Raw genomic sequence first — 19,247 nt, 5'->3', positions numbered from 1 at the left:
TTATGCCTCGCCTTTCTCGTCTTTGCCGATCACCAGCTTGTTATCGGACAGATACATGTACGGGGGGACATCCATATTCGTCGGCGCCGGCTTGTTCTTGAACACGCGCGCCGAGAGGTCGAAGGTCGAGCCGTGGCAGGGGCACAGGAAGCCGCCCGGCCAGTTGTCGGGCAGGTTCGGCTGCGGGCCGGAGGCCAGGCGCGAGGAGGGCGAGCAGCCCAGGTGGGAGCAGATGCCGACAGTGACCAGCACTTCCTTGTGCTCGGCGCGCGAGCGGAACGGGTTCTTGGCGTATTCCGGCATCGGCAGCTGGAACACATTATCGGAGGCGGGATCGGCCAGTTCGCCCTGGTCCTTCTCGAGCGTGGCCATCATTGCGGGGGTGCGGCGCAGGATCCAGACCGGTTTGCCGCGCCATTCGACGACTTTCATTTCACCCGGAGCGACGTCGGAGATGTCGACTTCAACCGGGGCTCCCGCCGCTTTTGCGCGTTCGGAAGGCTGGAAGGTGCTGACCAGGGCTCCCGCCGTGGACACGCCGACTACGCCGCCAGCCGCGCATGTCGCGACCAGCAATCCGCGTCGGCCCGGATCGACCTGCTTTTCATTACTCATACCAACCCCACTCCGTGAATATACGAATTTTAAGAATTAATAGCGAGCTTCCAGCATCCAAAATTATATGTGAACGGCAATACCTGAGGGAAAAAAATTGTCTGGGCTACACGCTTTAGCAGAATGGTCTTTTGTGCTCCTGCAGCATTCGGCCGAAAGACAGCCTCCGGAGCGTTCGGGTATCATGCAATTGCTTGTATCAATAACAATGGGAGAAGTTCCAATGGCGATGCTGGAAGAGTTCAAGAAGTTTGCGATGCGCGGCAATGTCATCGACCTTGCCGTCGGCGTGATCATCGGCGGCGCGTTTGCGCGCATCACCGATTCGCTGGTCAAGGACGTGGTCATGCCGCCGATCGGCGCGGTCCTCGGTGGCCTCGACTTCGCCAACTATTATATTCCTCTCAATAACCAGGGCTATCACCTCCCCTTGGCAGAAGCGCAAAAGGCCGGTGCTGTGTTGGCATACGGTAATTTCCTGACCATTTTGCTGAACTTTATCCTGCTGGCTTTCATCATCTTCCAGATGGTGCGTGTGATTAACCGCCTGCGTGGCCCGGCCGAAGAGGCCAAACCTGCTGCTCCAGTGACACCGGAAGACATCGTCCTGCTGCGCGAAATCCGGGATTCCCTCAAAAAGTGAAAGACGATCTGGTCCACGACATCCGGCGTCCGCAGCCCAAGCGGCCGCTTTTGCGCCGCCTTTGGCTGCTGTTCGCGCAAGCGGTGACGATTGCGCTGGCGGCCTGGTTCGTGGTGGCCGCCATGCGGCCCGAATGGCTCGACAGGCCAGACACGGTCGCGGTCGGCACGCCGGGCAATCCGGTGCCGATGCTGCAGGCGCCGCCGCGGGCGGCGGGCGGCAGTTTCCGCAATGCCGCGGCCAAGGCGATGCCGGCCGTGGTCAATATCTACACGAGCAAGGCGTCGCGCCAGTCGCATCCGCTGTTGCGCGACCCGTTCTTCCGCCGCTTCTTCGGCGACCGCGCGCCGCCCGACGAGCAGCTGGCCAGCCTTGGCTCCGGCGTCATCGTCAGCAGCGACGGTTATATCCTGACCAATTTCCACGTGATCGACGGCGCCGACGCGATCGAGGTCGGCCTGGCCGACGGCCGCAAGGCCGCGGCGCGCCTGGTCGGCACCGATCCCGAGACCGACCTGGCCGTGATCCGCGTGAGCGAGCGCAACCTGCCGGTGATGGTGCTGGGCGATCCCGAGCAGGCGCGCGTGGGCGACGTGGTGCTGGCGATCGGCAACCCGTTCGGCGTCGGCCAGACCGTCACCCTGGGCATCATCTCGGCCCTGGGACGCAACAACCTGCACATCAATCACTTCGAGAATTTCATCCAGACCGATGCCGCGATCAATTTTGGCAACTCGGGCGGGGCCCTGGTCGATACCGAAGGCAATTTGCTGGGCATTAATGCGGCAATCTATTCGCAGACTGGCGGCTCGGTCGGGATCGGCTTCGCGATTCCCGTGTCGACCGCCAAGACCGTGCTCGATTCGATCGTCAAGCACGGCAGCGTGGTGCGTGGCTGGATCGGCATCGAATCGCAGGACATCACGCCCGAGCTGGCGGACAGTTTTGGCCTGGCCAAGCGCAGCGGCGCCATCATCGCCGGCGTGGTGCGCGGCGGGCCGGCCGACCGCGCCGGCATCGTGCCGGGCGATATCCTGGTGGCCGTGGCCGGCGAGCCGATCGCGGACACCAGCGAGATGCTGAACCTGATCGCCCAGCTCGAGCCCGGCGCCAAGACGCAAATGACGATCCTGCGCAAGCGGCGCGAAGCCACGGTCGACGTGACGGTGGGCCGCCGTCCGCGCCAGGCGCCCTGAACTTTTCTATCGACACCTGAACCACCATGCATCTGCGCGACCTGACGCAATTTCTCACCGAACTGAGCGAAAACAATAACCGGCCGTGGTTTCTTTGGAATAAACCGCGCTACGACATCCTGCGCACCGAATTCGAAGAAACGGTCACGGAGCTGATCAAGGCCCTGACGAAGTTCGACAAGCAAGTGGCGGCCTGCAATCCCAAGAAGGCGATGTTCCGGATCCACCGCGACACCCGCTTTTCGAAGGACAAGACGCCGTATAAAACCCGCTTCTCGGCCGGCATCACCCCGCACGACAAGCGCCGCCCGAGCGCGGGCGGCGGCTCGACCTATTATTTTCAACTCGAGCGCGACGGCACCCTGGGCTTCGGCGTCGGAGAGTACCTGCCGCCGCCGGCGCGCCTGAAGGCGATCCGCGAGCACGTGGTCAACGATGCGACGGGTTTCGCCAAAGTATTGAAGAATAAGAATCTTCGCGCCACCTATAACGACATGCTGGAAGAGGACAAGTTGCAGCGTCCACCCAAGGGCTTCGATCCCGATCATCCGCATGTCGATTACCTGAAACTGAAAAGCTTCTTCGTGTGGACCGAGGTGAAACTGGACCTGAACGCACCGGATCAACTGGTGCCGCGGTTGGCGCAAGGATTCCGGGACGCCTATGCGCTGGTCAGCTGGCTGCGCAGCGTGCCGGAACCGCAAGAGGAAGCGACAAGCACATAGAGGAGGGCGACATGGCCTTGCATCACGCAGTATCCGGCGAAAAGATTGCTTTGCAACGCGGCGACGACGATATCGCCCATTTCACTTCGGTGGCCCTGGTCAAGACCGAGCACATGGAACTGATCCGGCTGGTGTTGCCGGTCGAACGGCCGATTCCCGAGCACCGGGTCGATGGCGAAGTGACCATCGTCTGCCTGGAGGGCGAGATCGCGATCGACGCCCACGACAAGACGACCACCCTGCAGCCGAACGAGATGGTTTATCTGGCGGGCAGCGTGCCGCACACGGTGCGCGCGCTGAAGGATGCGGTGGCCTTGATGACCATCCTGATGGGGCCGGAGCGTTCGGGCGGCCCGAGCGACGACCCGAGCGGGGCGCCGCCGAAGTGAGGTACCGCGTGGACGGCAAAGCCGTCCACCCACGGCTGCGATACCAGTTACGCCAGTTCCACCCGCGGATCCCGCGCCAGCAACTGCGCCGCCATCTGCGCCGCATCCACGCCGTCGAACAGCACGCTGGCCACCGCCTCGGTAATCGGCATGTCGACCCCCATCCGGCGCGCCAGTTCGCGCACCGCCTTGGCGCAGGGAACACCCTCGGCCACATGGCCCAGCTCCGCCACGATCGTATCGAGCGCCTTGCCCTCGGCCAGCGCCAGGCCGACCCGCCGGTTGCGTGACAGGTCGCCGGTGCAGGTCAGGATCAGGTCGCCCATCCCCGACAGGCCCATGAAGGTGCCCGGCTGCGCGCCGAGCGCCAGCCCCAGGCGGGTGATCTCGGCCAGGCCGCGCGTGATCAGCGCCGCGCGCGCGTTCAGGCCCAGTCCCAGGCCGTCGGCGGCGCCGGTGGCGATCGCCATCACGTTCTTGACCGCCCCGCCCACTTCCACGCCGATCAGGTCGTCGTGCGAGTAGACGCGCAGGTTGTCGCCATGGGCCGCGGCCACCACGCGTTCGCGCAGCTCGGCCGAGCTCGATGCCACGGTCAGCGCGCACGGCAGGCCGCGCGCGACTTCTTGCGCGAAAGAAGGGCCGGACAGCGCCGCGCCCGGGACGCTGTCGCCCAGCACCTGCGCCACCACCTGGTGCGGCAGCAGGCCGGTGCCGGCTTCGAAGCCCTTGCACAGCCAGACGACGTTCGGGATCGGGCGGCCACGCAATTGCTCCAGTAGCGGACGCAGGCCGGCCACCGGGCAGGCCAGGATCAGCAGCGGCGCGTCTTGCGCGGCGCCGGGCGCCACGTGGGCAAGCGCCGCCTCGAAGTCGGCGCTCACGCGCAACGCTGGCGGCAGCGGGTGGCCCGGCAGGTAGGCCAGGTTGTCGCGCGCCGCGTCGGTATCCGCCATCTGTTGCGGATTGCGGCCCCACAGCAGCACGTCGTGGCGTGCGGCCAGCGCGATGGCGACGGCGGTGCCCCAGGCGCCGGCGCCGAGGACGGTGATCTTGGTAGTGGGTTTGTTCTGTTGCATGGAACTCCTGGAGTGGATTTACAGGCCCCAGATGTCCGAGACCTTGATATAGCCGATGACGCCGTCGCGATGGCGCACGCGCGCCCAGACGATGGCATGGGGATCGACCAGTTCAAGTAAAACGCCCTTGTCGGCCGTCATCAGGACCGCCGAGGTTTCGTCCGGGCCGGAATGGACCCGGCCGCCGGGCGTGCGTACCAGCACATTGCGTTGCGCGCTCAGCGACCTGGCTTGGGTCCAGGCCACGTCGCCGTTCATGTCGCGCACCTTGACCCAGTCGCCATAGGCGATCATGACCTGGAGCGGCATGCCGGGCGGCGCCAGATAGAGTTTGTTGCCCTTGGCCGATGGCGTTCCGTACAGGATCGCCGGGGCGGCGCCGACCGTCTTGAAATCGAAGGCGTGAGCACTCGGCGCGGCCAGCACTGTCATCGCCAACAGTGGAGCAGCTGCAAGTGGTCGGGGAAAGCGCATGGCGGGCCTGGATTGTGGGTGAACCGCGACGCCGGAAGGCTGGCGCGGACGCGGCCTTGGCCGCATCCGCGAGATGATGCTTAGTTTGCCGGTGCGGCGGCAGCTGCTTCGGCCATGGCCGCGGCGCGCTGCTGGTAGAACGCTTCGAAGTTGATCTCGGCCAGGTGCACTGGCGGGAAACCGGCGCGGCTGATCACGTCGGCGATGTTCGCGCGCAGGTATGGGTAGATGATGTTCGGGCAGCCGATGCCCAGCAGCGGATCCATCTGCTCTGCAGGGATGTTGCGGGCTTCGAAGATGCCAGCCTGCTTGCCTTCCACCAGGAACGCGACCTTGTCCTTGACCTTGGCGGTGACGGTGATCGTCACGGTCGACTCGTAGATGCCTTCGGCGATGCTTTCGGCGCCGACGTCGAGCGACACTTCGATTGCCGGCGCTTCCTGTTCCAGGAAGATCGATGGCGAATTCGGTTGCTCCAGCGACATGTCTTTCAGGTAGACGCGTTGGATTTGGAATACTGGTTGCAGGTTTTCGTCAGACATGGAACGCTTTCTAATAATAGTGGGGAGCAGGAGGCTACTCCGGGTGCTTTGGTCGAGCGCGGCTATGGGGCCGGGCCCGACTTCGGGTCAAACGCGACGACAATTGTAGCAAAACCAACTTGGAAGCAATAGCGGCTTTGCCGCCCACCGCCGCGTTCAGCCCAATTAGCTTACTCGCCCTTGAGCATCGGGTCCAGGCGTCCGGCCTGGTCCAGCGCATACAAATCGTCGAAACCGCCGACGTGGGTGTCGCCAACGTAGATCTGCGGAACGGTGCGGCGGCCGGTGCGCTGCATCATGATCTGGCGCTGTTCCGGGTCGAGGTCGACGCGGATGCGTTCGATGTCATGCACGCCCTTGGCTTCGAGCAGGCGCTCGGCGCGCACGCAATAAGGGCAGGCTGCGGTGTGGTAGAGAACGACGTGGGCTGTCATGCTAAATCCTTTCATGTCTGCCGGCCCGGAACAGGGGCCGGCGGGTTTTACTTGGTGACCGGCAGGCCTGCAGCCGTCCAGGCCGTCAGACCGCCTTCCAGGCTGTGGACGTCTTCGAAGCCGGCCGCCTGCAACTGGCGCGCGGCCTTGTCGCCACGGGCGCCGCTCTGGCACACCACCACGACGGTACGGTTCTTCGACTTGTCCAGTTCGCCGATGCGATTGCCCAAGTCTGCCAGCGGGATGTGTTTCGCGTCGCGCAGGTGGCCTGCCGCGAATTCTTCCGCGCTGCGTACGTCGACCACGGTGGTCTTGCCGCGGTTGATCATCTGCGTCACCTGCAGCGGCGTCGCGCGTTTTCCGCGCGGCGTCAGTGCCGGCCACAGCAGGGCGACACCCGAAATCACGGCGATCGCAACAACGAAGATATTATCGAGTAAGAAATTCACAAGGGTTCCGATTGGTTGAACTGAATCGGGGCATTATAAAATAGATGCCGGACCGGACTTCAACCAGAATTTTTTCGAGAAGAAGAGACTAATGTACAAGATCGTATTCATGCGCCATGGCGAATCCACCTGGAACCTGGAAAACCGCTTCACCGGCTGGACCGACGTCGACCTGACCGAAAAAGGCGTGGCCGAGGCGAAAACCGCGGGCCGCGTGCTCAAGGAAGCCGGCTTCACCTTCGACATGGCCTATACCTCGGTGCTCAAGCGCGCCATCCGCACCCTGTGGCTGGCGATGGACGAGATGGACATGATGTACCTGCCTGTCAAGAACGACTGGCGCCTGAACGAACGCCACTACGGCGCCCTCCAGGGCCTCGATAAAGCCGAGACCGCCGCCAAGTTCGGCGACGAGCAGGTGCTGGTCTGGCGCCGCAGCTACGACACCCCGCCGCCGGCGCTCGAGAAGGACGACGAGCGCACCTCGTTCGGCGACCCGCGCTATGCGACGCTCACCGACGAGCAGATCCCGCTGACCGAATGCCTGAAGGACACCGTGGCGCGCGTGATGCCGGCCTGGAACGACGAAATCGCCCCCGCCATCCGCGCCGGCAAGAAGATCCTGATCTCGGCCCACGGCAACAGCCTGCGCGCCATCATCAAGATGCTGGACAATATCAGCGACGCCGACATCGTCGGCCTGAACATCCCCAACGGCCAGCCGCTGGTGTATGAACTGGACGCCGACCTCAAGCCGATCAAGCACTACTACCTGGGCGACCAGGAAGCGATCGCCGCCGCCATGGCGGCCGTGGCCAACCAAGGGAAGGCAAAGTAAGTCTTGCATTTGCCATTCACGAAGGGAGCCGGTAGCGTACTCTTGGGTACGCTGCTGGCGGTCGCGCTGTCCGGCGCGTTCGCAACGGATGCCTGGGCCCAGCGCCAGACCGAGCGCAGCCGCCAGAAGGCGGCGGCCGAGAAGCAGCGCGCCGGCATCCAGCAACAACTGCAGGCGATCAAGCGCGACATCAGCCAGACCGAAAGCGCCAAGGAAGACGCGGCCGACACGCTGGCCGAGTCCGAGGCCGCCATTTCCAACGCCAACCGGGCGCTGCGCGACCTGCAGGAAGAGCAGGGCGCTACCAACACGCGCCTGCAAGACCTGGCCGCGCAGCAGGAACAGCTGAACCAGACCATCGCCGCCCAGCAAAAGCAGCTGGCCAGGCTGCTGCGCGAACACTATGTGGCTGGCAACGAAGACCGGATCAAGCTGCTGCTGTCCGGCGACAACCCGAACCGCATCAGCCGCGACCTGCAGCTGATGGCCTATGTTTCCCAGGCCCAGGCGCGCCTGCTGGATTCGCTGCGCGGCAACCTGGCGCAAGTCGAGGCCAACCGCGACAAGGTCGAGAACGCCAAGCAAGAGCTGGAAGAAATCGCCCAGGAACAGCTCGACCAGAAGGCGCTGCTGGAAAAAGAAAAAGCCAAGCGCGCCGCGCTGCTCAACAACCTGTCGACCCGCCTGGCCGACCAGCGCAAGCAGGCCGACCGCCTGGAGCGCGACGAAGAACGCATGTCGGGGCTGGTCACCCGCCTCGAGCGCCTGATCCGCGAGCAGGAAGAAGCCGAGCGCAAGCGCCAGGCCGCCCTGGCGGCGAAACGCGCCAAGGCCAAGGCCGCCGCGGAAGCGCGGGCCAGGGCGCTGGCGGCGGCGCGCGCCAAGGCGGCGGCCGAGAAGGCCGAGCGCGACCGCGAACGCGAGCGCATCGCGCGCGAAAACGCCAAGCCGGGCGCCAAGCCGAAGCCGATGCCCGAACCGATCAAGGAAGCGCCGATCGTGGCCGAGGAGCCGGTCGAGGAAGACACCCGGTCGAACGAACCGGCGCCGCCGATGCTGGGACCGGCCGCGCCGAGCGGCTCGTTCGCGTCGCTCAAGGGCCGCATGGCCAGCCCGGTCAACGGCAGCGTCGTGGCCCGCTTCGGCGGACGCCGCGGCGACGGCCCGACCTGGAAGGGCAATTTCATCAAGGCCGCGGAAGGCGCCGAGGTGCGCGCCGTGGCCCCGGGCCGGGTGGTGCACGCCGATTGGATGCGCGGCTTCGGCAACCTGATCATCATCGACCACGGCGACGGCTACCTGTCGATCTACGGCAATAACCAGTCGCTGCTCAAGCGTCCCGGCGACAGCGTGCGCGCCGGCGAGGCGGTGGCCAGTGCCGGCAATACCGGTGGCAACGAGGAATCGGGGCTATACTTTGAGCTCAGGCATCGCGGCAAGGCCATCGACCCGGCGGGCTGGGTCCGGTTCTAGGTACAACAAGGGTCAACATGGGCATGAAAGCAAAGCATTTCGGGCTGGTCGGCGTGGGCGTCCTGGTCGGCGTGGCGGCATCGTTCCAGCTGTCGGCCCATGCGCAAAAGGCCGGCGCGCCCTTGCCGCTCGACGAGCTGCGCCAGCTGGCCGACGTGTATGGCCTGATCAAGACCGACTACGTCGAGCCGGTGGAAGATAAAAAGCTGCTGTCGGAAGCGATCGGCGGCATGGTCGCCTCGCTCGATCCGCATTCTGTCTACCTCGATCCCAAGGCCTTCCGCGACATGCGCGAAGCGGTGCAGGGCAAGTTCGTGGGCGTCGGCGTCGAGATCTCGAACGAGGACGGCTACATCAAGGTGGTGTCGCCGATCGAGGATACGCCCGCCTTCAAGGCCGGCATCAAGCCGGGCGACCTGATCACCCGCATCGACAATGTCCCCGTGCGCAATATGTCGTCCGACGAGGCGATCAAGCGCATGCGCGGCAAGGTCGGCAGCAAGGTCACGCTCACCATCGCCCGTCCCGGCGAAGACAAGCCCTGGGTGGTGCCGATCGCGCGCCAGGAAATCAAGGTGGTCAGCGTCAAGGCCAAGATGGTCGAGCCCGGCTATGCCTGGCTGCGCATCAGCCAGTTCCAGGAAAACACCCTGGACGAGCTGGCCAAGAAAACCAAGGGACTGTACGCCGAACAACCCGACATCAAGGGCCTGGTGCTCGACCTGCGCAACGACCCGGGCGGCCTGCTGCCGGGCGCGATCGGCGTCTCGGCCGCCTTCCTGCCGCAGCCGGACCAGGTGATCGTGTCGACCAAGGGCCAGATAGCGGACTCGAACCAGGAATTCTATGGCCGGCGCGAGTTCTATGCCCAGCGCGGCGACCCGCTGGCGGGCTTGCCGGCCGGCCTCAAATCGGTGCCGATGGTGGTGCTGGTCAATGGCGGCTCGGCATCGGCTTCCGAAATCGTGGCCGGCGCGCTGCAGGATTACCAGCGCGCGATCGTGATGGGTAGCCGCACCTTCGGCAAGGGCTCGGTGCAGACCTTGCGGCAACTGTCGGAGGACACCGCGATCAAGCTGACCACGGCGCGCTACTACACGCCGAAAGGGCGGCCGATCCAGGCCACCGGCATCGAACCCGATATGCGGGTCGACGAAAGCGCGGAAGGCGACCTGCTGAACGCCCTGCGCGTGCGCGAAGCGGACCTCCAGCGCCACCTGGCGGCCGAAGGCGAGAAGAAAGAAGCGGCGTCCAAGGACCAGAACCCCAGCCTGGCGCAGCAGCAGCGCGCGCTGGCGCTGCTGAAGGACCGCAAGCCGATCGAGTTCGGCGGCCAGGACGATTTCCAGCTGGCGCAGGCGATCAAGCACTTCAAGGGCTTGCCGGTGCAACTGGCCAAGGGCGTGCCCGACGAAGACAAACCCGCGCCGGCGCCGTTGCCGGGGGCGGAGCATAAATTGCCCGAATTGAAGGCGTCGCCGAAGAAATGATGTCGGGGTGACCCCATGAACGACAACCAGCTCCTGCGCTACTCGCGCCACATCCTGCTCGACGATATCGGCATCGAAGGCCAGCAGCGCCTGCTCGAGGCCCATGCCCTGGTGATCGGCGCCGGCGGCCTCGGTTCGCCGGCGGCGCTGTACCTGGCATCTGGCGGCATCGGCCGCATCACCCTGGTCGACGACGACACGGTCGACCTCACCAACCTGCAGCGCCAGGTCATGCACACGACCGAACGCATCGGCCAGCCCAAGGTCGATTCCGGGCGCGCGGCCCTGCTGGCGATCAATCCCGAGATCGAGGTCGTCGCCCTGAACGAACGGGCCGGCCCCGAGCGCCTGCTGGCGCTGGCCCGCACGGCCACCGTCGTGCTCGACTGCAGCGACAACTTCGCCACCCGCCACGCCGTCAACCGCGCCTGCGTCGCTGCCGGCGTGCCGCTGGTGTCGGGGGCGGCGATCCGTTTCGACGGCCAGCTGTCCGTGTTCGACCCGCGCCAGCCCGACACCCCGTGCTATGCCTGCCTGTTCCCAGAAGACAGTGGTTTTGAGGACGTTGCGTGCAGCACCATGGGGGTGTTCGCCCCGCTGGTCGGCATTGTCGGCGCGGTCCAGGCCGCCGAAGCGATGAAGCTGATCGCGGGCGTCGGCGAGCCCTTGGTCGGCCGCCTTCTCATGCTGGACGGGAAATTCATGGAATGGACTGGCGTCAAGGTGGCGCGCAATCCCGACTGCCCGGTGTGCGCCAGGCGCTAGCCAGGTTTGATGAGGACACGCTTAACGGCGCGGATCCAAGGTGTCGTGACGAGCGTAGGTAGCTTACAATTGCACACCCGCTGCCGGTAGCGATGTAATCGTTCGCACAGTAATTGTACGCAGATTCATCCGCAGTATTATCTTGTCATATTTCGGCCGTATACTGTCCCGGCTCTACCGATTCACCAGCCTAATCACACTGCATATGAATTTCCAACGTACACAACGTCGCGCCCGCGGCTTTACCCTGGTCGAGATCATGGTCGTCGTGGTCATCATCGGCATCCTCGGCGCCCTGGTCGTGCCTAAATTGCTGGGCCGCACGGGCGAGTCGCGCGTCACTGCCGCCAAGGTCGACATCGCCACCATGATGCAGGCCCTCAAGCTGTACAAGCTCGACAACCAGCGCTATCCGACCACCGAGCAGGGCCTGAATGCCCTGATCGCCAAGCCGACCTCCGGCCCGGCCGCCAACGGCTGGAAAGAAGGCGGCTATATCGAGAAGCTGCCGAAGGACCCGTGGGGCAACTCCTACCAATACCTGTCGCCGGGCGTGAAAGGCGAGATCGACGTGTTCTCCTACGGCGCCGACGGCCAGCCGGGCGGCAACGGCGAGGACGCCGACGTCGGTTCCTGGCACTAAGACATCTTTCCCATGCCGGCCTGGCGCGCGCGGGGCGCATCCTCCGGCTTCACCCTGGTGGAGCTGCTGGTCGTGATGGTCATCATCGGCATCACGCTGGGCCTGGCTACGCTGAACGCCATCCCGAGCCCGCGCCAGGACCTCGAGAACGAGGCCAGGCGCATCGCGCTGCTGCTGCAGCTGGCGCGCGACGAAGCCATCGTGCGCAACCGCCTGGTCGCATTCGAGGCCAACGGCGAGCGCTACCGCTTCATGGTGCGCGGCGACACCGGCTGGGAACCGGTCACGCGCGACGACCTGCTGCGCGAGCGCAGCTTCAAGAATCCGCCGCTGCGGCTCGTGCTCGAGCCGTCCGGAACGGGTGGCCCGGATATGCTGCGCATCACCTTCGGACGCGAGCCGGTCGACCGTCCCTTCGTGCTGACCCTGGCCTCGGGCGCCAACGCGGTCGCGATCCGCGCCGATGGCGTCGGCCACTTTACCGTCGAATGATGCCGAGGACCATGATGCCGTTTCGCAGAAGCCTTGGCTTCACCCTGCTCGAAGTGCTGGTGGCGCTGGTCATCGTCGGCACCGCGCTGGCCGCCGGCCTGCGCGCGGTGGGCAGCCTGACGTCCAACAGCGCCGGCCTGCGCGCCTCGATGATGGCGACCTGGTCGGCCGAGAACCGGCTGGTGCAGATCCGCCTGGGCCGCGAGTTTCCCGCGATCGGCAAGCGCAGCTTTCCCTGCCCGCAAGGCGACCTGAACCTGGTATGTGAAGAAGAAGTGCTGTCCAGCCCCAATCCACTGTTGCGCAGGATCGAAGTCTCGGTGTTCGACGCCGACAACCCGGGACGCCGCATTGTCAAACTCATCCAACTGGTCCTGAGGCCTTCCCCGATATGAACGCCAGGTCGCGGCATGCAGGCTTCACGCTGGTCGAACTCCTGGTGGCGATCGGCATCCTGGCCATGGTGGCCGTGCTCGGCTGGCGCGGGCTGGACGGCATCGTGCGCGCGCGCGTGGCGCTCACGCACGAAATGGAAATCACGCGCGGCATGCAGCTGGCCTTCGCCCAGATGCAGAACGATTGCGAGAACGCGGCCGGCAACGACATCATGCGCGGCCGCCCGGCCTTGCTGTGGGATGCCGACCGCCTGACCCTGGTGCGCAAGGTGTTCGTCGAACACGAGCCGTCGCGCCTGCAGGTGGTCAGCTACCGCGTGGTCAACGGCCAGCTGATGCGGCGCGAGTCGCCCGGCACGCGCGACCTCGATCACATCGCCCAGCTGTGGCAGGCGATCGCGTCCGATGCGCCGGCCGAGAATGCGCCGTCGGTCGTGCTGCAGGTGGGCGTGACCGGCATGCAGGTACAGGGCTGGCAAAACAATGCCTGGCGTAATGAGCCGACCGCGGTCGGCGGCAATGGCGAGCAGGAACCCCCGCCTGTCGATCCGGGCCTGGGCCCGGCGCGCTCGCGCGAGCCCACCGGCGTGCAGGTGGCGCTCACCGTGCAGGGCCTGGGCCAGCCGATGGTCAAGTCTTTCCTGCTGGGAGGCACCTGATGCGGCCCGTGCCCCTACCGCGCCGCCAGCGCGGCGTCGCCGTGGTCACCGCACTGCTCCTGACCACGCTGGCGATCTCGATCGTCGCCAGCCTGTTCTGGCAGCAGCAGGTGCAGGTGCGCTCGATGGAAAACCAGCGCCTGCAGCTGCAGACCAAGTGGATCCAGCGCGGCGCCCTCGACTGGGCCAGCGTGATCCTGCGCCAGCCCTTCGGCGGGCGCATCTCGCTCGAGCAGGTGTGGGCCACGCCGCTGGCCGAAACCCGGCTCGACCAGTACATCGAACGCGAGCGGGTGCAGGGAGAAAATTTCAATGCATCCCTGTCGGGTCAGGTATACGACGCGACGGCGCGATACAATCTGAACAACCTGGCAACGGGCGGCAAGCGCGAACCGATCGAGACCGAGGTGCTCGGCCGCCTGCTGACCAATCTGCGGCAAGAGCCGCGGCTGGCGCGGCCGATCGCCGATTTCGTCGCCGCCGGCCAGGCGCTGACGGTGGATCCGGACGCGGCGGGCAACAATAACACTGCGCAGACGCCGCGCAAGGGCAACCCGATGCCGCTCATGCGGGTGGACGACCTGCTGGCGGTGCAGGGCGTCAAGCCCGAGACGGTCGAGGCCTTGCGTCCGTTTGTGATCGTGCTGCCGGCGCAAGGAACGACGGTGAACGTGAACACGGCGCCGGCCGAGGTGCTGGCGGCGGTCCTGGCTGGCTGTTCGACCTCCCAGGCCAATGCCCTGGTCGAGCAGCGCAAGCGGGTGCCGTGGAACGACGTCCAGCAGTTTTTGAGCGAAGTGCAATGCAGGGATGAAGCGGTGGAACAGCCAAAGATCAGCATCACCAGCAATTACTTCCTGGTGCAGAGCCGCATCCGCCTCGACCGCGCGGCGCTGGACGCGGAGTCGCTGGTGCAGAAAGGCAGCCTGGCCAACCTTGGTCCCGCCAATGGTGTGACCGTGATCTGGACCCGCCAGAACTAGAAGAAAGCGAGACGGTTTGACTACTCTTTATATTCGGCATCCGGCCAGGAGCGAAGGCGAAGGCGCCTTGTGCCGGTTCGCGATGGTCGGCGACAACGGCGCCATCGGACAGCAGGGCGAAGGCGCGCTGCGCAACCTGGGCGACGTGGTCGCAGCCAGCCGGCGCGTGGTGCTGATCCTGGCCGCCAGCGACGTCACCCTGCTGGCGGTGCAGGCGCCGCCGCTGGCCGGCGCGCGCCTGCGCGCGGCGCTGCCGGCCCTGGTCGAAGAATATATCCTGGGCGACCCGCTCGATTGCGTGCTGGTGGCCGGCCCGGCCATGGCCGACGGCCGCCGTCCGGTGGCCGTGGTGCAGCAGGCCTGGCTCGAGCCGCTGGTGCGCAAGTTGCTGGAAATGGGCGCGCGCGCGGTGGTGGCCGTGCCCGAACAATTGTGCCTGCCCCTGCATCCAGGCAGCGTGAGCGCCGCCTTCGGCAAGGGCGAACTGATCCTGCGCCAGAGCCAGTACGAAGGCCTCGGCCTGGCGCTCGACGGCGCCCCGGTGGTGGCCTTGCAGACGGCCCGCGCGCTGGCGGGCGATGCGCCGCTGGTGCTGTATGTCGAGCACGAGCAACTGGGCGAGTACCAGGCGCTGCTGGCCGAGGCCGGCCCCGGCGTCACCCTCGAGAGCGACAACTGGGCGCACTGGATCGCCGGCGCCCGCGGCAGCAACAACGGCGGCGCCGTCGGCCCCGCGCTCGACCTGGTGCCCGGCCTGGGCACGGCCGGCGTGGCCCGGCGCGACTGGCGCCGCTGGCGCTGGCCGATCCGGCTCGCCCTGGCGGCGCTGGTGGTCAACGTCATCGGCCTGAACGTCGAGTGGCTGGGGCTGAAGCGCGAGGCCGACGCCGTGCGCCAGCAGATGAGCCAGACGTTCCGCTCGGTGTATCCGGGCCAGCCGGCGATCGACCCGGTGGCGCAGATGCAGCAGAATATCGCGCGCGCCAGGGCCGGCAGCGGCGAGGTGGGCGGCGACGAATTCACCTGGATGGCGGCTGCCTTCGGCGAAGCCATCGGCGGCCTCGGCGCGCCGCCTGCGATTGCGTCAATGGAGTTTCGCGAACGCGCCCTCACGGTGCGCGTCAAACCCGAGTCTGCCAATCCCGGCGCCGCAGACCAGCTGCGCCCGGCCCTGGCGGCACGCCACCTCAGCCTGGAAGCGCCCGACGCCAACACCTGGTTGATCCGCAGCACTGGCGCCTCGCAACCTGGAGTTACGCAATGAATTTCGCCGGCAAAATCAGCGGGCTGCGCGAACGCGCCACCGCCTACTGGATCGCGCGCACCGAGCAGGAGCGCAAGTTCCTGCTGGTCGGCGGCGCCGTCGCCGCGCTGGCGCTGTTCTATCTCGTCCTGCTCGAGCCCGCGCTCGAAGGGCGCGAACAATTGCGCCGTTCCTTGCCCGAACTGCGCCAGCAGGCGGCCCAGCTCGAGGCGCTTGCCGGCGAAGCCCGGGCCGCCGCCAGCGAGCCGGCGCCCGCCGTCACGCCAGTCACGAACGAGTCGCTCACCGCCAGCATGGCGGGGCGCGGCCTCAAGCCGGCCTCGCTGTCGGTCAGCGGCGAGTTCACCAAGGTTCAGCTCAACAATGTTTCCTTTGCCAACCTGATGGCCTGGCTCGACGCCCAGCGGCGCGAGAGCCGCCTGATGGTGCAGGACGCCCAATTCAGCGCCCAGACCGCGCTGGGCCAGGTCGACGCCACGCTCACGCTGCGCCAGCGCAGCGATCCGGCTTCATGAGGCGGGCGCTGACGTGGGGCCTGCTGGTCATCCTGGCGGTAGTGGCGACGGTGCTGGCTTTCCTGCCGGCGGCCTGGCTCGGCCCGATAGTCGAGCGCCAGACCGGCGGTCGATTGACGCTGGGGGATGCGCAGGGTACGCTTTGGCGCGGCTCAGCCTTTATCGGCGGGGCGCCGGGACCGGGCGGGTCGGTCACGCCCTTGTTGCCGGGCCGTTTTTCCTGGACCTTGTCGCCGCTGGTGGTGCTGGGCCAGGTCAGCATGAGCCTGGAAAATCCCCAGGCGCTGGCCAACCCGGTGCGGATCGAAGGCAGCTGGTCGCGCTGGCAGGTCAATGCCGGCGAGCTGCTGCTGCCGGCCGAGGGCTTGTCGGGCCTGGGTGCGCCGCTCAATACGCTGGCGCCGAGCGGCCGCATCCGGCTGTCCTGGAACGCGCTGGACCTGCTGCGCCAGCAGAACACCGTGACGGTGCAGGGGCGCACCGTCCTGTCGATGAGCGATATGGGGGCGCGCATGTCGCCCATCAAGCCGCTTGGCAGTTATGAAATGATCATGGACTGGCGTGGACCGCAGGCCGATTTGACCCTGCGCACCGTGCGCGGCGCTTTGCTGCTGTCGGGCTCAGGTGTACTGCAAAATGGACGCCTGCGCTTTTCGGGCCAGGCCAGCGCCGCCGACGGCTATGAGGACCAGCTCGGGACCATGTTGAACCTGCTGGGCCAGCGCCGGATGGTGAACGGCAAAAACGTAATCGCACTCGAGTTCAGATAATGAAGAAAACAGACCGCTCCACCTTCGCGCACCTCGACTTTTCGGCCATGCAGCTGCCGGCCTTGCGCCGCCTTGCGGCCGGCGCCATGCTGTGCTGCGCCGCCACGATGGTCGCGCTGCCGCTGCCCGCGCTGGCGCAGGACAGCGCGAACGCCGCCGCTTTGAGCTTCGTCAATGCCGACATCGAGTCGGTGATCAAGGCCATCGGTCACTACACCGGCATGACCTTCATCATCGACCCGCGGGTCAAGGGCACGCTCACCCTGGTGTCCGAAAAATCGCTGAGCAAGACCGAAGCCTTCGGCCTGCTCACCTCGACCCTGCGCCTGCAGGGCTTCGCGGTGGTCACCAGCGGCGACGGCTACGCCAAGGTGGTGCCCGAGGCCGAGGCCAAGCTGCAGTCCTCGCCGACCCAGGTCGGCGGCGTGCGCTCCAGCAAGGCCACCGGCGACCAGATCGCGACCCAGGTGTTTTATCTGTCCTACGAGTCGGCCGCCAACCTCACCGCCGTGCTGCGTCCGCTGATTTCGCCCAATAACTCCATCATGGCGAACCCGGGCAACAATACGCTGGTCATCACCGACTACGCCGACAACCTGCGCCGCCTGGCGCGCATCATCGCCGCGCTCGACGCGCCGGTGGCGGCCGACCTCGATGTCATCCCGATCCGCAACGCGATCGCCAGCGACATCGCCCAGCTCGTGACGCGCCTGATGGAACCGGCCGCCGGCGGCGATTCGGGCCGGGTCACGGTGCTGGCCGACCCGCGCACCAACTCGGTCGTGATCCGCGCGCCGTCGCAGGCGCGCGCCAACCTGGCCAAGAGCCTGATCGCCCGCCTGGATCAAGAGAGCTCGAGCAAGGGCAATATCCACGTGGTCTATCTCAAGAACGCGGAAGCCACGCGCGTGGCCCAGACCCTGCGCGCGGTGGTGTCGCAAGACACCTCGGCCCTGCAGGTGCAGCAGGGCACCCAGGGCAGCTCGATCCAGTCCGGCATCGGCAGCCAGGCAGGCCAGGGCGGATTGGGCGGGCAGGGCGGCCTCGGCGGCCAACAGGGCCTGCAGGGCAGTACCGGCATTGGTGGTACTGGCAACAGCGCCACCCAGCAGGGGCAGCAAGGAGCCCAGGGCGGCGGCCAGGGTTCGGGATTCATCCAGGCCGACGCTTCGACCAACAGCCTGATCATCACCGCGCCGGATGCGGTGTACCGCAACCTGCGCTCGGTGATCGACCAGCTCGACGTGCGCCGGGCCCAGGTCTATATCGAGGCGCTGGTGGTCGAAGTGTCCTCCAACAAGGCATCCGAGTTCGGCGTGCAATGGGTCGGCGCCACCGGCGACTCCGACAGCAAATACCGGTTCGGCGGCCTGCAGAACTTCAACGGCGGCGGCTCGAACAACAGCATCGTCAACCTGGCGCTGGCGGCGGCCCAGGGCACGAGCGCCACCAACGGCACCAGCGGCCTGACGGGCCTGCCGACCGGCCTGACCTTCGGCCTGTTCCGCCAAGTCGGCGGCGAACTGGGGCTGGGCGCGGTGGCGCGTGCGCTGGAAAACGACGGCAACGCCAACATCCTGTCGACGCCGAACATGCTCACCCTGGACAATGAGCTCGCAGTGATCAAGGTCGGCCAGAACGTGCCGATCATCACCGGTTCGTTCGCCACCAACAGCACCACCGGCGGCGGCAACCCGTTCCAGACCGTCGACCGGCAAGACGTGGGCCTGCTGCTGCGCGTGCGGCCGCAGATCTCGGAAGGCGGTACCATCAAGATGGCGATCTACCACGAGAACTCGAGCGTGGATGCGTCGACCCGCAACGCCGAATCCGGCCTGACCACGAACGTGCGCGCGATCGAGAGCAATGTGCTGGCCGACGACGGCCAGATCATCGTGCTCGGCGGCCTGATCGAGGACAGCGAAGGCGATGGCGAAGAGAAAGTGCGCGGCCTGGGCGACATCCCGGTGATCGGCAACCTGTTCAAGTACCGCACCCGCAGCCGCGTGAAGACCAACCTGATGGTGTTCCTGCGGCCGGTCGTGGTGCGCAGCAAGGAAGCCTCGAATTCGATCGCGATGGACCGCTACGACTACATGCGCGCGGCCGGCGCCGCCGCCCAACCCGAATCGTCGGCGCTGCTGCGCGACCTTGGCGCGCCGCAACTGCCGCCGCTGGTGAACGGCCAGCCGCCGGTCGGCGGCGGCATGGCGACCGTGCCGGTCCAGCGCCAGCCGGCGCCGAACGCGGCGCCGGGCGCATCCAACGATGGCGCGGCGTCGCGCCATCAGGGAACCGTGCCGGGAACCGCGCCGGGGGCGGGCGTGTCTGAATCTGGATCGGGCGCGGTCATGCCCGGCGCGGCAGTGCCAAACGCGCCAACCCGTCCGGTGCAGCAACCGAACGGAAATTAA

At 66.4% G+C, this 19,247-nt stretch carries 23 protein-coding genes; 17 read left to right on the top strand and 6 right to left on the bottom strand.

Going from position 1 to position 19,247, the window contains the following annotated elements; translation table 11 throughout:
- Window positions 1-615: a ubiquinol-cytochrome c reductase iron-sulfur subunit gene (gene petA, locus LO55_RS06215; protein ID WP_071360824.1), complete on the bottom strand. Its 615-nt coding sequence runs from the start codon at window positions 613-615 to the stop codon at window positions 1-3.
- Window positions 616-838: 223 nt separating this feature from the next.
- Between petA and mscL the strand changes: the two genes are divergently transcribed.
- The 4 genes from mscL to LO55_RS06195 are packed head-to-tail and all read left to right on the top strand — an operon-like array spanning window position 839 to window position 3,568.
- Window positions 839-1,258, top strand: a complete 420-nt coding sequence (gene mscL / locus LO55_RS06210) for a large conductance mechanosensitive channel protein MscL (protein ID WP_005663765.1) — start codon at window positions 839-841, stop codon at window positions 1,256-1,258.
- A gap of 50 nt (window positions 1,259-1,308) precedes the next feature.
- Window positions 1,309-2,454, top strand: a complete 1,146-nt coding sequence (locus tag LO55_RS06205) for a Do family serine endopeptidase (RefSeq protein WP_040775530.1) — start codon at window positions 1,309-1,311, stop codon at window positions 2,452-2,454.
- Between the two features lie 26 nt (window positions 2,455-2,480).
- Window positions 2,481-3,179, top strand: a complete 699-nt coding sequence (locus LO55_RS06200) for a DUF2461 domain-containing protein (protein WP_071360823.1) — start codon at window positions 2,481-2,483, stop codon at window positions 3,177-3,179.
- An 11-nt stretch (window positions 3,180-3,190) separates the two neighbouring features.
- On the top strand, window positions 3,191-3,568 hold the full coding sequence (locus tag LO55_RS06195; protein ID WP_005663760.1) for a cupin domain-containing protein: 378 nt from the start codon (window positions 3,191-3,193) through the stop codon (window positions 3,566-3,568).
- 47 nt (window positions 3,569-3,615) lie between these two features.
- Here the strand turns inward: LO55_RS06195 and LO55_RS06190 are convergent, their stop codons facing one another.
- The 5 genes from LO55_RS06190 to LO55_RS06170 all read right to left on the bottom strand — a co-directional run bounded on the left by LO55_RS06190 (window position 3,616) and on the right by LO55_RS06170 (window position 6,546).
- Window positions 3,616-4,647, bottom strand: a complete 1,032-nt coding sequence (locus LO55_RS06190; protein ID WP_071360822.1) for an NAD(P)H-dependent glycerol-3-phosphate dehydrogenase — start codon at window positions 4,645-4,647, stop codon at window positions 3,616-3,618.
- A gap of 18 nt (window positions 4,648-4,665) precedes the next feature.
- A complete protein-coding gene (locus LO55_RS06185) occupies window positions 4,666-5,079 on the bottom strand; it encodes an SH3 domain-containing protein (RefSeq protein ID WP_083415191.1) in 414 nt (137 codons plus the stop codon).
- Between the two features lie 122 nt (window positions 5,080-5,201).
- The gene (gene secB, locus LO55_RS06180) at window positions 5,202-5,663 is read right to left on the bottom strand and encodes a protein-export chaperone SecB (protein WP_005663756.1); all 462 of its coding nucleotides are present in this window, start codon (window positions 5,661-5,663) and stop codon (window positions 5,202-5,204) included.
- A 170-nt stretch (window positions 5,664-5,833) separates the two neighbouring features.
- Window positions 5,834-6,097 carry a glutaredoxin 3 gene (grxC, locus tag LO55_RS06175; protein ID WP_005663754.1) on the bottom strand — a complete coding sequence of 88 codons (264 nt, stop codon included), beginning with the start codon at window positions 6,095-6,097 and terminating at the stop codon, window positions 5,834-5,836.
- A gap of 47 nt (window positions 6,098-6,144) precedes the next feature.
- Entirely contained in the window at window positions 6,145-6,546 is a 402-nt protein-coding gene (locus tag LO55_RS06170) for a rhodanese-like domain-containing protein (protein ID WP_071360820.1), read from the bottom strand.
- Window positions 6,547-6,637: 91 nt separating this feature from the next.
- Here LO55_RS06170 and gpmA point away from each other — a divergent pair, with 91 nt between their 5' ends.
- From gpmA to gspD, 13 genes are all read left to right on the top strand, one after another.
- Window positions 6,638-7,384 carry a 2,3-diphosphoglycerate-dependent phosphoglycerate mutase gene (gpmA, locus tag LO55_RS06165; RefSeq protein ID WP_071360819.1) on the top strand — a complete coding sequence of 249 codons (747 nt, stop codon included), beginning with the start codon at window positions 6,638-6,640 and terminating at the stop codon, window positions 7,382-7,384.
- A 42-nt stretch (window positions 7,385-7,426) separates the two neighbouring features.
- A complete protein-coding gene (locus LO55_RS06160) occupies window positions 7,427-8,857 on the top strand; it encodes a murein hydrolase activator EnvC family protein (RefSeq protein ID WP_071360818.1) in 1,431 nt (476 codons plus the stop codon).
- A gap of 17 nt (window positions 8,858-8,874) precedes the next feature.
- Window positions 8,875-10,347, top strand: a complete 1,473-nt coding sequence (locus LO55_RS06155; protein WP_071360817.1) for a S41 family peptidase — start codon at window positions 8,875-8,877, stop codon at window positions 10,345-10,347.
- A 15-nt stretch (window positions 10,348-10,362) separates the two neighbouring features.
- A complete protein-coding gene (locus LO55_RS06150) occupies window positions 10,363-11,112 on the top strand; it encodes a HesA/MoeB/ThiF family protein (protein ID WP_071360816.1) in 750 nt (249 codons plus the stop codon).
- Between the two features lie 205 nt (window positions 11,113-11,317).
- On the top strand, window positions 11,318-11,755 hold the full coding sequence (gene gspG, locus LO55_RS06145) for a type II secretion system major pseudopilin GspG (protein ID WP_005663747.1): 438 nt from the start codon (window positions 11,318-11,320) through the stop codon (window positions 11,753-11,755).
- Window positions 11,756-11,767: 12 nt separating this feature from the next.
- Window positions 11,768-12,247, top strand: a complete 480-nt coding sequence (locus tag LO55_RS06140; protein ID WP_005663746.1) for a GspH/FimT family pseudopilin — start codon at window positions 11,768-11,770, stop codon at window positions 12,245-12,247.
- Window positions 12,248-12,258: 11 nt separating this feature from the next.
- Window positions 12,259-12,642, top strand: coding sequence for a type II secretion system minor pseudopilin GspI (gene gspI / locus LO55_RS06135; protein WP_143054463.1), 384 nt, complete (start codon window positions 12,259-12,261; stop codon window positions 12,640-12,642).
- Window positions 12,639-13,301: a PulJ/GspJ family protein gene (locus tag LO55_RS06130; RefSeq protein WP_071360815.1), complete on the top strand. Its 663-nt coding sequence runs from the start codon at window positions 12,639-12,641 to the stop codon at window positions 13,299-13,301. The genes gspI and LO55_RS06130 overlap by 4 nt, the downstream gene beginning before the upstream one ends.
- Window positions 13,301-14,284 (top strand): type II secretion system minor pseudopilin GspK, encoded by a 984-nt coding sequence (gene gspK, locus LO55_RS06125; protein ID WP_071360814.1) that lies wholly within the window; start codon window positions 13,301-13,303, stop codon window positions 14,282-14,284. The genes LO55_RS06130 and gspK overlap by 1 nt, the downstream gene beginning before the upstream one ends.
- A 16-nt stretch (window positions 14,285-14,300) precedes the next feature.
- The gene (gspL, locus tag LO55_RS06120) at window positions 14,301-15,548 is read left to right on the top strand and encodes a type II secretion system protein GspL (RefSeq protein WP_040774936.1); all 1,248 of its coding nucleotides are present in this window, start codon (window positions 14,301-14,303) and stop codon (window positions 15,546-15,548) included.
- A complete protein-coding gene (locus LO55_RS06115) occupies window positions 15,545-16,063 on the top strand; it encodes a type II secretion system protein M (RefSeq protein WP_071360813.1) in 519 nt (172 codons plus the stop codon). Before gspL ends, LO55_RS06115 begins: the two co-directional genes overlap by 4 nt.
- Entirely contained in the window at window positions 16,060-16,833 is a 774-nt protein-coding gene (gene gspN, locus LO55_RS06110) for a type II secretion system protein N (protein ID WP_005663739.1), read from the top strand. The genes LO55_RS06115 and gspN overlap by 4 nt, the downstream gene beginning before the upstream one ends.
- The gene (gene gspD, locus LO55_RS06105; protein WP_071360812.1) at window positions 16,833-19,247 is read left to right on the top strand and encodes a type II secretion system secretin GspD; all 2,415 of its coding nucleotides are present in this window, start codon (window positions 16,833-16,835) and stop codon (window positions 19,245-19,247) included. The genes gspN and gspD overlap by 1 nt, the downstream gene beginning before the upstream one ends.

It is taken from the genome of Massilia timonae, from assembly GCF_001866515.1.
Lineage (GTDB): Bacteria > Pseudomonadota > Gammaproteobacteria > Burkholderiales > Burkholderiaceae_D > Telluria > Telluria timonae.
The sequence above is the reverse complement of the archived record's forward strand: the minus strand, read 5'-3'. Positions and strand labels throughout refer to the sequence as shown.